Source organism: Paenibacillus sp. JJ-223 (assembly GCF_927798175.1).
Classification (GTDB): Bacteria; Bacillota; Bacilli; order Paenibacillales; family Paenibacillaceae; genus Paenibacillus; species Paenibacillus hubeiensis.
Genome location: NZ_CAKMMP010000010.1, coordinates 127,580 through 142,343, shown reverse-complemented (window position 1 = coordinate 142,343; position 14,764 = coordinate 127,580). Strand labels below are relative to the sequence as shown.

Below are 14,764 nucleotides of genomic sequence, written 5' to 3'. Positions count from 1 at the left end.
TGAAACGGTATCCTCCCTCGTTCGTACGTCAAACAAGGGCGTACGTCGATGTCATCTCGGCCATTCCCTATCGAACTGCGAGTACTGACTGTCGGACCCCTGTGAGTATTCACATATGCCAACCTGTGACATCCTTTAACCCTTGCCGCTGCATGACAAAAAGCCGTTCCAGGGGAACGACCGTTATGTGCTTGCATATGATTTCTTCTCTGCTTACAGAGTCCGAAGTACGATTAACTAAGCAGCGATTCCGCCCCATCAATGACAATTTCGGCCCCCGTGATGTGCTCGGATTCGGAAGAGGCCAGAAACGCAACCAGGTCGGCAACCTGTTCGGGCTTGCCGGGGCCGCCCTGCAGCGGCTGCTGCCCCTCCGGAAATTCAATCGGAATGACGATCTCCTGCAAATCATCCGTTTTGATCGTACTTTGATCAATATTGGTCGCAATAGCACCGGGACAAATGACGTTAACGCGGATTTTGAATTTCGCGAGTTCCAATGCAGCCATTTTGGCGAAGGCCACCTGCCCTGCCTTGGATGTGCTGTATCCGGACATGCCGAAGCTGGAGAAGCGCTGATTGCCGTTGATCGAACTTGTGATGATAATGCTGCCGCCCCTGCGTTTCTTCAGATGCGGCAAAGCGTATTTGACGGTAAAGAACGTGCCGTCCAAATTGGTGGTGATGATCTTTTTCCAATCTTCCACCTGAATGTCCTCAATGGGAGCGGATACGCCATTGATGCCCGCGTTGGCAAACACGACATCGATGCCGCCGAACAGTTCCACAGTTTCCAGCACCGCTCTTTCCACGCGTTCCGGGTCGGAAATGTCCACATCGAACGCTCGGGCGGACCCTTCATGCAGCGCGTTGATTTCCGCCGCAGTCTCCGAAATCCGGTCATTCACCAGATCGAACAACGCGACCTGTGCCCCTTCATTCGCCAGCTTCAGCGCCGCTGCCTTGCCGATGCCTGAACCTGCTCCCGTAATGATCGCCACCTTGCCTGCAAACCTGGAACGGTCATGATGATGCGTCATGATTCCTCTCTCCTTTTTCTTGTGTCTTAGAGGCTACGAGGAAACGATATAAGTTGAACCAATGATCTTTACACGGAGCCATTACGTGGTCAGAACCATCTTTCGATCGCTGTGATCCCCAAATTTTTTTTGATCCACTTATTTAAGGGGAAATCCGGCGATAAGCCTATGCTTCCGATGCAGCGTTCTTGTTAAGCGAGCGCTTCGCATCTCCAGCTTCTTTCTGTCCTCTCCGTGATCGTGTAAATGTCTGGTTCAACCTATATAGTGGCATTTATTTCGCCGCAGTCTCTTATGTAAAGCAATTCTTCACAAGATTACCCAAAAAGAGCTCTTTTTAAATCATGCACATCGCAATTTTCCGTTTACCACTCCAATTCGATCAATGCCGCATCGTCTTCCAGCCCTCCCGTGTGGGCCGCATCAAGAAGCACCTGAATGTGCTCGTCCGGGATATAGGTGTGAATGGCGTCCAGGTCGTTCAATCCATCCGTATACATTTGCAGCCGGAAAGACTCCTTGCCGGACAACTTGGCATCATATACATGGGGTTTGCCGCCAACCGGTCCTTCCAATGTGGACCAACGCTCGCTGGAGCGGCGCATCTGCTGGAAAGGAGCCGAGTGTTCCTTCCCGTTGCGCCACATCCGGATTCTCAAGTCCCCCTGCCAGGCGAGCCACATGCGGCTGTTTCCGTTTCCTTTCGCCAGCTCGACCCTGCCGCATACATACATCGCCTGACTGCCTCTGCGAAGCTTCTCCATCAGCACTTCGCGCAGAAGCAGCGGCGAGTTGTCCAAAGGCTTCAATTTGGAGAGCTGATCGGATGCGGGAACCGTCAGTTCGCGAAGCAAACGTTCCACGCCTTCGGCACTGGGCACCGGCGTGCTGACGAGCCATTCGAGCAGGGCATTGCCCAGAAATCGAGCGGCAAAATCACCAAGATAGCTCATGCCGACCCCATCGCACAACACAAAATGAACGACATCCCCATCCATGTTGACCGCTGCAAAGTCCTGCCCGGAATCTCCCTGATTCACGGTTTCGGCGGCTCGCCCGTACCCATAGCGACATTTGAAGGCGCCCTCGTAACGGGTAAGAGGCTGTTCTCCCGTCTGCAGACTGACGTAGCGAAAGCCGCGATATGACCTGGCACGGGGCAATTTATCCCCGGTAGACAGCGAAACCAAACGCATTGTTTTCAATCGGTTTCCCCCTATCGTACAGGTGTGGCAGCAGACATCTGGAACCCGATGGATACCAGCTCGGCACAGGTCCCGGGAAGCATCATCAAAGCGCCTGGAGCAAGCAAATAATCGGCTTCGACCAACATCTCCCGGTAGCTCTCCGGAAGGACGGAAGACATGTTGCGCAGCTTCTCGCCGTGCTCGTCCTTCAGAGACGTCTCCGCATGGATGCCTTTCCACCTTCTCGGCTCGGCAATCGGCGATTCCAGCAGATGGTCGGAAATGAAAATATTTTCAACCAGCACGTTTCCGTCAGGCACGCTCATGCCCATAATGCGTTTCGCAATCGGTTCGGGATCGTCCCCCGTCGCCACGCCATCCGTCATGTGGCACACCAGCGGAGCGGGACAATCCTGCATGTGCGGAATTTCCGCTTGCAGTATTTTCTCGGCCTGCAAAAACGCTTTGGCCGAATCCGAGAAGCGCTTTGGCGTAAGGTCAGGCAAAGAACCGATGGCGGCGATTTCGTCGATGCCCTTGATCCCGTTCAACAAGTCATACACATCATCGCTGTAGGCCAGGATGGCGATCCGGTAGCGGGGTGTCAGACGGTTGCCTTTGGTCGAACGAAATACCATCTGGCGAATGGCCAGGGACAGCGCATCGTAGACGACGTCAATGCGTCTGCGATTGTCCAGAACCATATTCATGGAGGCGCTGATATCAATCAAATAAATGATAAGTGCGGGTGTTCGCTGGGATGCTTGAATCGTATAGTTCATCTGGGATGTGTCACCTCCGTCATTTGTTTGATTTACAGGTCTGGCAGGACGTAGTCCGTATTGCCCAGGAATTTGTTGATGGCAGTCATGCGCGCAGCCACCTTGCCCACACCCTTAAAGTATGCAGCGTCGGTATTGTACAAGTTTTTGAAATCGCGTGCATAAGCTTCGGCATTTTCGATGTTACGGCCTTTTTGGGCATTGTACGCTTTGTTATAATGGGCAATCAGGGTTACTACGTTTTGGGCGCGTTTTTTCTTGAGCGCCGCCTTTTGGGCCGCTTCCTCTTTGCGTCTGGCTTCTTCGGCCGCCTTGCGCGCGGCTTCCTGCTTGCGCGCAGCCTCTTCAGCTGCCTTGCGTTCGGCTTCTTCCTTGGCTAGCCTGATATCGCGCTCTTTCTTCCAGACGAGGTATGCTTCGTATTTGGCTTGTTTGTCGTACTTGGCCTGAGCTGCCTGTTTCGCCGCCTCCTGCTTCTTTCGTTCCTGTTCTGCCAAATAGGCCTCATATTTGGCCTGTTTATCGTATTTTTCCTGCAATGCTTTCCGCTCTTCTTCTTTCTTTTTGGCATCGGCCTGCTGCCGTTCTTTTTCGGCAGCCAACCTGAGCTCTTCCTCGGCTTTCTTTTTCTGTTCTTCCTCCTGCTGCTTTAGCAAAGCCGCCTTTGCCGCTTCGGCTTCCTCGGCAGCCTGGATCTCCGCTAATCTGGCGGCTTCCTGCTGTTCCTTCTGTTTAACTTCGGCTTGGTCGGCCAAGATGTTGACCGTCGGAACCGTTCCGGCCAGCAGAACGACGAGCGCAGCGGCAGAGATCATGAACTTTTTGGTCCGATACAACGGAATTTTGCCCTGTTCCGCAGCTTCTTCCTTCGGATTCAGTTGGGCATCGAGCTGCTGGATGGCTGCTTCCACTTCAATCTGTAACGGACTTTTGTCGGGAATAAAATGATACAATGACCGGTACACTTCAAGAGCAGCGCCCGGTTTACCCTCTTCCTCCAACAATCGCGCCTGCGCGAACAAACGGTTGATGACGGCTTCCTGCTCGGGCAGCGACTTGGAAGCCAAGCCACCCTCCCTTGGGGCGTCTGCGGTTATCTCTTCCGTTACCGGGGCACTCCCCGCCTTTTCGGGAGCCGGAGCCGCTTCTTCCTCCGCCATCAAAGGAGCAACCGCAGCCTCCGCTTGCTCTATGGATGCCGAAGCGAGCACGACCAGCCACTCTCCAAACGTTGGACAGCTGCTCAAATCATGGCTTTCCCAGGCTCTGGTGAACAATTCGGCGACTTTCTGGCCCCAACGCCTCTGGAGTGAGCCTTGCATCGCGACATAACGTTCGCTCACCGCCTGCATTTCGTTCTGGTCGAAATAGCTTTCTCCCCAAGCCTTGTCTACGATCGCCGGATCGGACCAGCTCAGCATTTCGGCAATGATCACCGCTCCCGCAAACCTGTCCGCATAAGCGCTCCACAAACCGCTGTGCACTGTCCGATGGGCCGCATACCCCGGGGAACCGGCAAGCAGAGCATCCGGACGATCCATTTTGGAACCGTACATCTGCTCCACATCCACCAGTTCTACCGCCGATGCCGTATTCGGGTCCTGCACTTCGGAAAAAAACGGAATCATCACATTGGGCGCGGACAGATCGCAATGCGCAAGTCCGCGCTGCTCCATGGCAGAGCCCGTGCCGGCAAGCGCCTTGGCCAGCCTCAGGCTATCCTCTGTTGTCAGCGTTCTTTGGTCGCTGATGACATCAAACCAAGTCATGCCCTGGATCCAGGGCATGATCACCGCGTACAACAGATCCGGATACTCTCCAATGAGCGCTCCGTTTCTTTCCGGAGTGAGCACATCGCGTTTGCATACGCGCATACCCGGCAGCGCGCTGTAAGGCTCCATATGTTCCGATTGATACACCATGGCAGGAATCCTGAATTTTGGAAAAAACACTTTTAGTGCCTTAGCACCATCTATGGAACCATTTTTGGGAATCAGCTGATAAACAATCCCCTGCCTCCCCGCCTGGGCGTATGCCAGCCCGGGAGCGGCGGGATGCTGCCCAATCGTGTAGGCAATGTCATTGATCACCAATTCATCCCCTGGATTCGGTTGAAAAGACATGCTCATCCCTCTCTCTGATCATTTCTGTGATGGTGCAGCAAAAACCGGGTGTCGTTAAACGCCCGGTTTCTGCCGCAATAGTTTCTCTTCTGGCTTGCTCTCTGCCTACACGTATGTATGACAGATTAACGAGTTTGGTCAGCCGTGCGGAATTTGTTAGCGATTGCCGTAAGTTCCGCGCTAATGCTGTTCAGCGTTTGAACAAAAGACTGCATTTGCTTGCTCGCTTCCTGGAACTCCTGGAAGAAACGCTGCTTGGTCATCCCTTCCCATTGTCCCTCCATGCTTGTGATGGATTGAGTCAGGGAGGTAACGATTTGCTGGCTTTGCTCACCGCTTTGTTTGAATTGGTTGGAAACCTGATCAAGCTGCTCGGGGGTTACTAAAATACGTCCTGCCATGTGTAAATTCCTCCTTGATTAGAGCTAGTAAATATTGCTTGTTCAAATTGTACTATATTGGAATCCTTTGAACAAAAGCCGAAGGACCTAATCCTATTTACCCCATTTTCAGGACCTGAATCTTCCCCTAACAGCCTATTTTCGCCGAAAATTCATTTTATTCCATCAGGCGGATCACATCTGTATATTCAAGTCATCACGATACGACAGGTTCGCTTCCTCTGGTCCCCCGATAGGACGGATCCGTAAACTTCCATGCCACCGGTTCGGGCTGCATGGCCTGAACCAGAGTGGCCGGGGAACCGTCAGGCGGAACGGTGTCCTGTACTTGGTATACTGCCCTTACTGCAGAAAAAGGATCGGATACGACGGCAGAAGTCGTTGAGTGCACAGGCAGGATCTGTCCTGCCTCATTGTCTTCCATGACTTGAAGCAGATTGACAGCGTTGACGTAGGCCTTGTTTACATGTCCCAGAATCGTGCGATACTCCATGTCCACTTGCTGAAACACGACCGCCTTTCGATCAAGCTGCGTCCCGAGCTCCACGAACCGCCGCACCGCCGTCTCGCCAAGGCGCTTGCAATAATCCCATTCGGCCATCACCGCAGGACGGGATTGCGCTTCCCACTCCAGCGAATGAATGGCTTGATCCAACACTGTCATCTTTTGCTGTATTTGCTCCGCCGCATACTGAATCTGCCTGCTCAGTGCCCGAAGCACATCCGGTTCCACACGAATGCGCATTTACCCATCACCTTTCCTCTTCCTCTGCAGGCTGTTTAAGCCAGTCCAGCAGCATTTCGTGAAACTGTTCTCTCGTCGTTAAGGCTGCAACCAACCAATCATCCGAAGCGGCTGTACTCATGCGGAACAACCAATTGGAAACCGCGCTCGAAGTGAACGCCGCCGACTGTGACGTCCAGCCGTCATCGCCCCATACGAGCAGCCGCAGCTCCCCATCCGATTCCTTGTTGACAAGGCACCGTGCAAGCGCAAGCGATCCTTCGGGGTCATTGGTCTCCAGTGCGAGCTCGTCCGCCACCGTCTGCTCCTGTTTGTCATGCAGCCCATTCAAAACATCGTAAAACTTTTTTTTGGAACACATCAGCGCAGGTTTCTCCGCCGGAGAACGCCCGCTCCACTTCATTTTTTCGATCAGGCAATCCACCGCTTGGTGGACGTTCCCCAAATCGCTGAGCCTGAACGAATCCGTTTCTCCTTCGATCCGGGATACTTCAACAACACGTTCATCCGTGCAATGAATGTAGCTTTCATATGACTTGCCGTTGATTGAGTAACGTATCCAGCATGCCCTGTCGGAAAGACCAGCAATGGCTACCCGGGAAAAAACGGTCGGTGTCATGGTCAGCTCGTTGCTATCCTGATCTTGAATCAAATACCCTTTGTCCAGCAGGGAAGTTTTGACGTGTTCCCATTCCATCGCGATATCTTCGGCCATATAACCGCGGAATGGATCCTCCACGCCAAGCAGTCGGTCTGAACCGAGTATACCGGCCAGGAAAAAAAGCTCTTTCAATTGCAAAGTGACTACCTTTTGCTTGGAATCATGAACCGTCAACATTATGAGCCACCTCCCCTCAAACTACAACATGCCATCGGTCACGAATTTCAGAAATCCAATCGGTCATTTTCCAGCCCGAATGGCATGGGACTGCACCTTTGACCCTGGAATATTTACGTTTAATATAATAACCTTGACCCGGAGGTAGTACCTTCAGACCAGACGTGCTTCCTCCAGATTCGGAATACGGTATACGGAAGAACGAGAGATCGTTAGGGTCCAAGGTCCCGAACAGCAATCCGCTCTGGGAAGCTTTCACGTCGCTTACCCAGTCAGATCCGAACGTTGGGAAATCTGCCGGCACGCCGGATAAAATGACATGTATGCCCCGATCCCTTCCTTGGCGAACGATCGCTCCTAGTTGATCCTTCACGTTGAAATCGGTCAGCTGTTTGGACAATGTGTCCGCATCGTCGATGACCAGCACGATTTCCGGACCGCCGGAGATTTCTCCCCTCTTCAGCACTTCATCATATAGCTGCTGGATGACAGGAGCCAATTGCTCTTCTCGCGACACATGGCCACGAACATGGGGCAAAGCTCCGATTTCCGCCAATCCGCCTGAACCATAGCGCATATCGACCGTGTACATTTGCACATGCTCCGGTGAAGCATGATACGCTAGGGACAGCATCCAGGTCAACAAAAATGTCGTTTTGCCCCCTTCCATCGGGCTGGTCACCATGAAATGCGGGCCTTCCCTCAGATTAAGCGAGAATGGCTCCAGATCATCGGTATACAGCCCGACCGGCACGTTCACCGACGAAAGGCTTCTGCTTCCGTATGTTCCGGCACGCATAATCACATCCTTGAGATGCACTTCTTCCGGAAGGGGCGCGATTTGGGGTGCCTGTTCCCCGGACCAGCTGTCACGAATGTCAACGATCGCCCGGCGCAAGGACGCCGAACGCTTGCCCTCATCCTCGCCTGCAGACGGCAAGGCCGTCTGGAACGCGAGCGGCGGAACCTGCCCCTTCACAAGACCGCGTCCCGGCGGAAGCTGGCTCGGCGCTTTTGTCGGCCGTCCCACCGCATAATAATAATCGCTCGGATCGGATAATTCAAAAGTAACGGCATTGGGAATGTTGCTCCTGAATTTTTCGAAGATGTCCGTTACGCGGTTGGCTGTCAACACAAAGGTCATGCCCAAGCTGCCGCCTTCGCGGAGAATCGTTTCCAACAACTCGTTCTCTTCGGGATACGCATTCCGGAAAGAAAGATATCCGTCGATCACGACCACAATTTGCGGGACCGCTTCGCGGGCGACGCGGCGATAAGCCGAAATCGTTTTTACCCCGACCTCCGACATCATATCCTTACGCTGTGCAGACAGTTTCAGCACATAACGGAACAACCGTTTGATCCGGTCCTCCTCTTCGGCCATCATGACGGCGCCGATTTGGGGCAGCATCGCAAAATCCTTCATCATCCTGCCCATATCAATGATATAGCCATGCCAAGATGCCTCGTTCAATCTGCCCATGGCCATGAGCAGGGTTTGTACAAACGTCGTTTTTCCCAAACCCGGCATGCCGTACACGACAAGATGGCCTTGATCCATTGGAAGTTCAAGCGGCATCTGCCGCTGGTTGGGAAGATCGTCAAGCAAACCGACGACGGGCCTTAACAAACCGCTTTCCGATTCGTACGCGCGATCCTCGCTTTCCCCGGGTTGCTTGATGGCGAGACTCTCCCAGTCAAGCACCTCCGGCAGAGGAGGCAGCCACGGGCCCTGCAATCGCGCAATTCCAGCATCCGCAGCTGAACGTGCAACATAATCGATAAAGGCCTGCAGCTGTTTGGGGACATCCTCGCCCTTCAATACAGCTCTGCGTTCACCGGTAAGCAAAGGTTCCCGCTTCCCGTTCAACCGCACTTCCATGACAGGCAGCACGCTTGTTGAGTCTTCCTCGCGATGATATGGGGCGCCGCTCCAGGCAAATTGCATTTCTTCAAACACTTCGTCGCTGCCCACCTGGAAATAGCCGCGTCCCGGCTTCGTAATCCATGCCGCATTCGGGATCTTGATCATGTCCCGGCTGTCTCCCTCGCTCTGCACGCGCAAACAGATCCGGAACCTGGAATTGCTCCATATTTTGTCATCGACCACGCCGGCAGGCTTCTGCGTAGCCAGAATGAGGTGTACTCCCAACGTTCGGCCAATGGCCGCGATACTGATCAATTCGTCCATGAATTCGGGCTGATCCCGCTTCAATTGCGCAAATTCGTCAATAATGATGACCAGATGCGGCAAAGGCTGCTGCTGCCGCGATCTCGCTATTTTGTAATACTCGTCAATATGCTGCAGATTGCCGGCATCATTCAATATTTTCTGCCGCCTTACAAGCTCGGCCCGAAGCGAAACGTTCGCCCGCTCAATCAGGTTGCCGTCAAGGTTGGTGATCGTTCCGACCACATGCGGCAATCCCACGAACGTATTCGACATACCGCCGCCTTTGTAATCGATCAGCATGAAAGCCAGGTCATGCGGGTGAAATTCAGCCGCAAGGGAAGCCACGATGGATTGAATGACCTCGCTCTTTCCGGAACCGGTCGTGCCGGCGATCAGCCCATGGGGACCATGGCCTTGCCGTTCTATTTTGTCATGCAGGTTAAGCGCGATTTTTTTTCCGCCTGCGCGAACCCCCATCGGTACAGGCAAACTGTCCGGATATCTCATCTGATTCCAGCGGGACACCACATCCAGCTCTTCCACGCGGGAAATACCCATCATGTCAAAGAGCGGAAGAATTTGCGGGATATCCGAGGCGGAAGAACGTTTGAGCCGGATCGGGGACATGTACCGGGCCAAGGCCTCCGCAGCTTCCCGGGAAATGAAATCAGGCTTGTACTCCTGTTTGATGACGTCCGCGTCTTCCGTTTTTTTGATGTACAGTCCTTTGTCCCTGGCAGCTTCCATGATCAGCTGGCAGTGCATCGGAAGCGATTCCTTGCGGCTCGCCAAAATGATCGTGCACACATCGATCTCGTGAGCGGACTCCAGCAAAAGCGGCAGCAGCGGCTCCTCTTCAATCAACTGCGTATCGGACAGGATCACGACGTAGCAGGGCGTTTGCACGCTTTTTTTGTACTTGTCCTGCTTGTTGTTCTTGCGCCGGTTCAATACGGAAAACAAGCTGTCCGCCAATTGATGCGCACCGCTGTGCCTGTCGGCCATATACCTTTGCTCCTGATCCTCGTCCCAAATGTGCGGCAACCAGCGAAGCCATTCCCATTCCCGGGACTCCTTCTCTTCATAAAACGCAGCCATTTTCAGCTCGTCGGGCGAATGCCGAACGGCAAGCTGGGCAACGATGACGCGCAGCGAGGAAAGCACTTCTTCACGGCTCCCCACCAGTCCCATCACCTTGGATTGGAACAGGGGCAAGGTGATGGAAGCATCCGCTACGGTCTGAAATTCGGCAGCCAGCTGATGGGCCGCTTCAATGAGCTCGTCTTTATCATATCCGTCCACGCGCGGTACCTGGAGCTTGATCCGGAAAGGCACTTCTCCGGAACCGATGCGCACCTGCATGAAATCTTCGTCTTCCGGCGACCGCTCCCATAGAGAGCTGTTGCGGTTTTTGACGATTTGCATGCAGACGTTCGGATCCCCATGCACCTCGTATAAGCTTCGGACCTGTTCGGCTTGGGCCGCCTTCAGCTCTTCGCGATGTTTGTCCAGCTGCGACAGGTACATCGCTTTACGCTCCTGAATCTTTTTGGCGTAGGTCTTTTTGTTGCTCAAATACACGAAAAAAGGAATGGTATATGATGTCAGCATCATCATGACCGTCATCATCTGGAACATCATGTAGCTGCTGTTGCTCATTTTGCCTGTCATATTGATGTATACATAAAAACCGATGCTGACCGTCGTCATCATGATGGGTATTATAATGGAAATCAACGAAAACGTCGGTTTGCTCGGTTCCGCCGGGGGCCTGAGAATTTCAAGCTGTTCTTCCTTAAGAACCGGCGTCATCCTTGGGGAACGCTGATATAACACATTCACGAAGAATGGACCTCCTTTCGTTCGCGCATTCCTGAAATGTATACGTTCCGGGCTTTCATTTGTTGCTTTCCTGTTGGAACAATGGACGCCTTCCATACACAGGCGCCTCTTCGGTCGTTGTCGAGAAAGCCCGTTGGACGCGCACGCAGCTCCCTTGACGCAGGCCTGTCTCGATCAACTGCTGCGCATTGTGCGGCGTGAACCATAACCCTTCGGGAAATTTGGCTTCGAGGATGTACTGTACGCCATCTCCGGGGGCCTGTCCATATATGCGGACACCAAGCAGCGTTTTTAGATGTTCGATCGTACATTCATCCGGCACGTCGACATCAAACCATTCGCTTTCCGCACGTCCGGAATATACGGTTAGAATCATCGTAATCCCTCCGATGGTCTCATATGTAAAATGTCCTAATGTCAAAATAGATCAAAAAAAAGCGGCAAATCAGCATTGCAATCCTATTTTCTTACATAAAATCCGTATTGGCAATGTACACCCTATGTTTTTGTTACGTATGACCCATCTCAGCATTAAAATATCGTCCATTGGTCTCAGAACTATTGTGGCAGGCCACGCGTTTAGGTTTGCAGGGATGCGAAAAATTGAAAACCACTGCGATGGAATAGGGATGAATTTCCCGGTTTCGGGTCGGCCGGGATTGCTTTGCCCACAATCGAATTGTGAACACTTTTCAAACATTAAGCGCCTTTATGTTTTCATAAGCTGATTTTAAGGTAATTTTAAGCATTGGAATTTACTATTACCAATATGAAATAACTCTTGTGAGGTGATTTCTAGTGAGAACACTAATTACATTTCAAAACAAATCCATCCCTGTATACTTTAATCAAGAAAACAAACAACCTGTGCAGAAAACATTAAGACTGCTTAGCAATGCCCTTGAGCATAAAATCAGCAACGGTAAACGAGCTTTGCAAAAATGCCTGCAATCCTTGATCAGCATCGAAATCGTCGGTTGCGAAGCCATTCTGCACAGCCGCAGCGAAAATGATTCACTGGCCCTGTCATTGTACTAACAGACTCTAAAGCCCCTAAACTTGATGATACGCCGCGGTTCGGACGACCGTCCTCAACCGCAGCCCAAAAAAGGAAGGCATCCTTAAAGGACGCGCTTCCTTTTTTGTTCATATCGATCCCTGACGCCCCAAACCCCTTACCATAGTCTGCCTTCATGCTTCTTAACGCCGTCTCCCGATTTCGTATACGTTCTCTTGCCCCTCCGCTGCTTCGGCCCTGTGGATGCGAATGAGAAACAGGCGGACCAGATTGTCGCGCGTGTTTGCTTCCCGACAGTTGCTCAGCTTTCTCAGAATAAAGCGGTCGATGGACATCGATTCAAGCCCCTTTACCATGGATTAACGGATGAATGGCCGTGTAAGATAAATAACCGGATTGATTTCGAACCAAACCGGTTCGAATTCCTTTTTTTTCCTGAACCTATCATCCAACGCCATTCGACTTTAATCGATTCGAAGCTCGCCATCATCAGCCATTTTCATGCCCTTCCCAAACGGTTCCAAACGGTTCCATCCAAACGCCACTTCCACCAGTTCTCGTCCGGCAATGGTGATCGGCTGCTTGCGTACAGGCCTCCCACCCATCTTTTCATAGAAACGGCAAGCCGGATTTTGCTCCAACGCCCAGATGACCATGCTCCCCATGCCGAGCTGCTGCAATTCCCGAACCATCGACGTCGCAAGCTGCCTTCCGATTCCTACTTGCTGCATGGCCTTTAATATGTAGAGCGCATAGAGCTCTCCTTCGTAAGGCAGGCTTCCTTCGCGCTCCTTTCCTCCTGAAGCAAAGCCGACAATCGTCCCGTCTTCCTGTTCCGCAACAAGCACAATCCGTTCCTCGCCTTGCTCGCAGAGCGCCTGCTCCCATTGAGGCAATCTCGATTCGATCGTCAGACGGTCCAGAAATGCATCAGGCACGATCCCCCGATACGTCGTCTTCCAGCTCTCGGTATGTACATGGGCGATCTGGCGTTCGTCACCTGCACAAGCTCGTCGAATAAGCATGGTTCCACTCCTCCTTTTCCGTTATTACTGCTATAGTCGGTTCGTGGATGATCCTATGAGTGCGCATGCTTTGCTGCATATCCGGCCCTAAGGCCGGATCGTTACCGTTGTGCCTACGCCAACTTTGGAAGAAAGATCCAGCACATCGCTATTATACATGCGAATGCAGCCATGCGACACCGATTTGCCAATGGACGAAGGATCGTTTGTGCCATGAATGCCATAATGCGGAGCCGACAGGCCCATCCAAAGAACGCCGAAAGGACCTCCGGGATTTTCCTGTTTGTTGATGATCGTGAATTCCCCCGTTGGCGTTTCCGTCAACATTTTGCCTATAGCTACCGGATACCCCTTCACGACTTGATCCCCGTCCAGCAGATATAACATATGATCCGAAAGGTCCACGATAATACGATAATCAGGCATGCTGAAACACCTCCCGGCTCTATCTTATGCCGGTGCACCGGTACTGGCGCCAATTTGACCCCAATCCTCCCGGATCAATCCCAGTCATTGGCACGCAGGGCATGCTTGGGTTTGCGAGAAGAGGACGATTTGCCGGAGGCTCTTCGTTTGGCTGCCGTTTCCTCTTTGCGCTGCTGGTACATTAACTCTCTCTGCATTTTCAGATAATTATCCAGTCTTTTGCTATCCAGGACTCCTGACTGAACAGCCTCCTTCACGGCGCACCCCGTCTCGCGGGTATGGCTGCAGTCCTGGAACCGGCAGCCGGCAGCCAACTGCTCGATCTCGCTGAAAGCCTGCGACAACCCGCTCTCTCCTTCATCCCATAAATGGAGCTCACGCATTCCGGGCGTATCGATCAATACGGCCCCCTGCTGAAGCACAAACATCTCGCGATGGGTCGTCGTGTGCCGCCCGCGGCTATCCGCTTCCCGCACTTGTTGGGTGAGCTGCACTTCCTTGCCCATGATCCAGTTCACCATGGTCGATTTTCCGCTTCCCGAAGATCCCGTCAGAGCGACCGTTTTCCCAGGCTGAAGCAGCCGATCCAGCTGCTCCTTGCCCTGGTCCGTCACTGCCGACAATGCAATGACTTCAATGCCGGGCGCAATGCTCTCCACTTTCGCAACCTGTTCATGCACGTTGTCGCACAGATCGCTTTTGCTTAGAATGATGACCGGGTTTACCCCGCCATTCCAAGCCATGATCAGGTAACGCTCAAGCCTCCGCAGATTGAAATCATGGTTCAAGGCAGCCACGATGAGCAGATGATCGACGTTCGCCGCGATCAATTGCTCCTTGGTCACCGGACCGGCAGCCTGCCGGGATACCCGGCTCCGACGCGGAAGGATGCCATGAATGACCGCTTCCTCGCCAGGCTCGCCCGTAATCGCAACCCAATCTCCCACTGCCGGCAATTCGCCGCTCTCCGCGCTTTCATGACGCATTCGCCCCGATACTTTGCCCCAGCATTCCCCCGATTCTGTCAGCAGTCGCTGCAGCTGTCCATGGTCTGCGATCACTCTTGCGGGCACTCTTGGCGGTACTCCGATGCCGGAACTCTTCCATGCTTCCTCCCATGACGTTGACCATCCATACTTATCCAATACTTTATTCAAAATCAAA

At 52.9% G+C, this 14,764-nt stretch carries 14 protein-coding genes; 1 reads left to right on the top strand and 13 read right to left on the bottom strand.

Annotated elements, in window-relative coordinates:
• Positions 1–233 precede the first annotated feature (233 nt).
• From L6H98_RS18270 to L6H98_RS18230, 9 genes are all read right to left on the bottom strand, one after another.
• Positions 234–1,040: an SDR family NAD(P)-dependent oxidoreductase gene (locus tag L6H98_RS18270; protein WP_236417225.1), complete on the bottom strand. Its 807-nt coding sequence runs from the start codon at positions 1,038–1,040 to the stop codon at positions 234–236.
• A 365-nt stretch (positions 1,041–1,405) separates the two neighbouring features.
• Positions 1,406–2,236, bottom strand: a complete 831-nt coding sequence (locus L6H98_RS18265; RefSeq protein WP_236417426.1) for a hypothetical protein — start codon at positions 2,234–2,236, stop codon at positions 1,406–1,408.
• Between the two features lie 20 nt (positions 2,237–2,256).
• On the bottom strand, positions 2,257–3,009 hold the full coding sequence (locus L6H98_RS18260) for a vWA domain-containing protein (protein ID WP_236417222.1): 753 nt from the start codon (positions 3,007–3,009) through the stop codon (positions 2,257–2,259).
• A 32-nt stretch (positions 3,010–3,041) separates the two neighbouring features.
• On the bottom strand, positions 3,042–5,132 hold the full coding sequence (locus L6H98_RS18255; RefSeq protein WP_236417220.1) for a hypothetical protein: 2,091 nt from the start codon (positions 5,130–5,132) through the stop codon (positions 3,042–3,044).
• Positions 5,133–5,257: 125 nt separating this feature from the next.
• Complete coding sequence (locus L6H98_RS18250) at positions 5,258–5,533, bottom strand: WXG100 family type VII secretion target (protein WP_236417217.1); 276 nt, start codon at positions 5,531–5,533, stop codon at positions 5,258–5,260.
• A gap of 196 nt (positions 5,534–5,729) precedes the next feature.
• Positions 5,730–6,278 (bottom strand): WXG100 family type VII secretion target, encoded by a 549-nt coding sequence (locus L6H98_RS18245; protein ID WP_236417215.1) that lies wholly within the window; start codon positions 6,276–6,278, stop codon positions 5,730–5,732.
• A gap of 7 nt (positions 6,279–6,285) precedes the next feature.
• Complete coding sequence (locus L6H98_RS18240) at positions 6,286–7,116, bottom strand: hypothetical protein (protein WP_236417213.1); 831 nt, start codon at positions 7,114–7,116, stop codon at positions 6,286–6,288.
• 16 nt (positions 7,117–7,132) lie between these two features.
• A complete protein-coding gene (essC, locus tag L6H98_RS18235; RefSeq protein ID WP_236417211.1) occupies positions 7,133–11,131 on the bottom strand; it encodes a type VII secretion protein EssC in 3,999 nt (1,332 codons plus the stop codon).
• A 55-nt stretch (positions 11,132–11,186) separates the two neighbouring features.
• A complete protein-coding gene (locus L6H98_RS18230) occupies positions 11,187–11,507 on the bottom strand; it encodes a hypothetical protein (protein ID WP_236417209.1) in 321 nt (106 codons plus the stop codon).
• A gap of 422 nt (positions 11,508–11,929) precedes the next feature.
• On the opposite strand from L6H98_RS18230, the gene L6H98_RS18225 reads away from it, so the two are divergent.
• The gene (locus tag L6H98_RS18225) at positions 11,930–12,169 is read left to right on the top strand and encodes a hypothetical protein (RefSeq protein ID WP_236417207.1); all 240 of its coding nucleotides are present in this window, start codon (positions 11,930–11,932) and stop codon (positions 12,167–12,169) included.
• 162 nt (positions 12,170–12,331) lie between these two features.
• On the opposite strand, the gene L6H98_RS18220 is transcribed toward L6H98_RS18225, so the two are convergent.
• From L6H98_RS18220 to rsgA, 4 genes are all read right to left on the bottom strand, one after another.
• Entirely contained in the window at positions 12,332–12,484 is a 153-nt protein-coding gene (locus L6H98_RS18220) for a hypothetical protein (RefSeq protein WP_236417205.1), read from the bottom strand.
• A gap of 129 nt (positions 12,485–12,613) precedes the next feature.
• Positions 12,614–13,174: a GNAT family N-acetyltransferase gene (locus tag L6H98_RS18215; RefSeq protein WP_236417204.1), complete on the bottom strand. Its 561-nt coding sequence runs from the start codon at positions 13,172–13,174 to the stop codon at positions 12,614–12,616.
• Positions 13,175–13,261: 87 nt separating this feature from the next.
• Positions 13,262–13,600 carry a L,D-transpeptidase gene (locus L6H98_RS18210; RefSeq protein WP_236417203.1) on the bottom strand — a complete coding sequence of 113 codons (339 nt, stop codon included), beginning with the start codon at positions 13,598–13,600 and terminating at the stop codon, positions 13,262–13,264.
• 74 nt (positions 13,601–13,674) lie between these two features.
• Entirely contained in the window at positions 13,675–14,757 is a 1,083-nt protein-coding gene (rsgA, locus tag L6H98_RS18205; RefSeq protein WP_236417202.1) for a ribosome small subunit-dependent GTPase A, read from the bottom strand.
• Positions 14,758–14,764 lie beyond the last annotated feature (7 nt).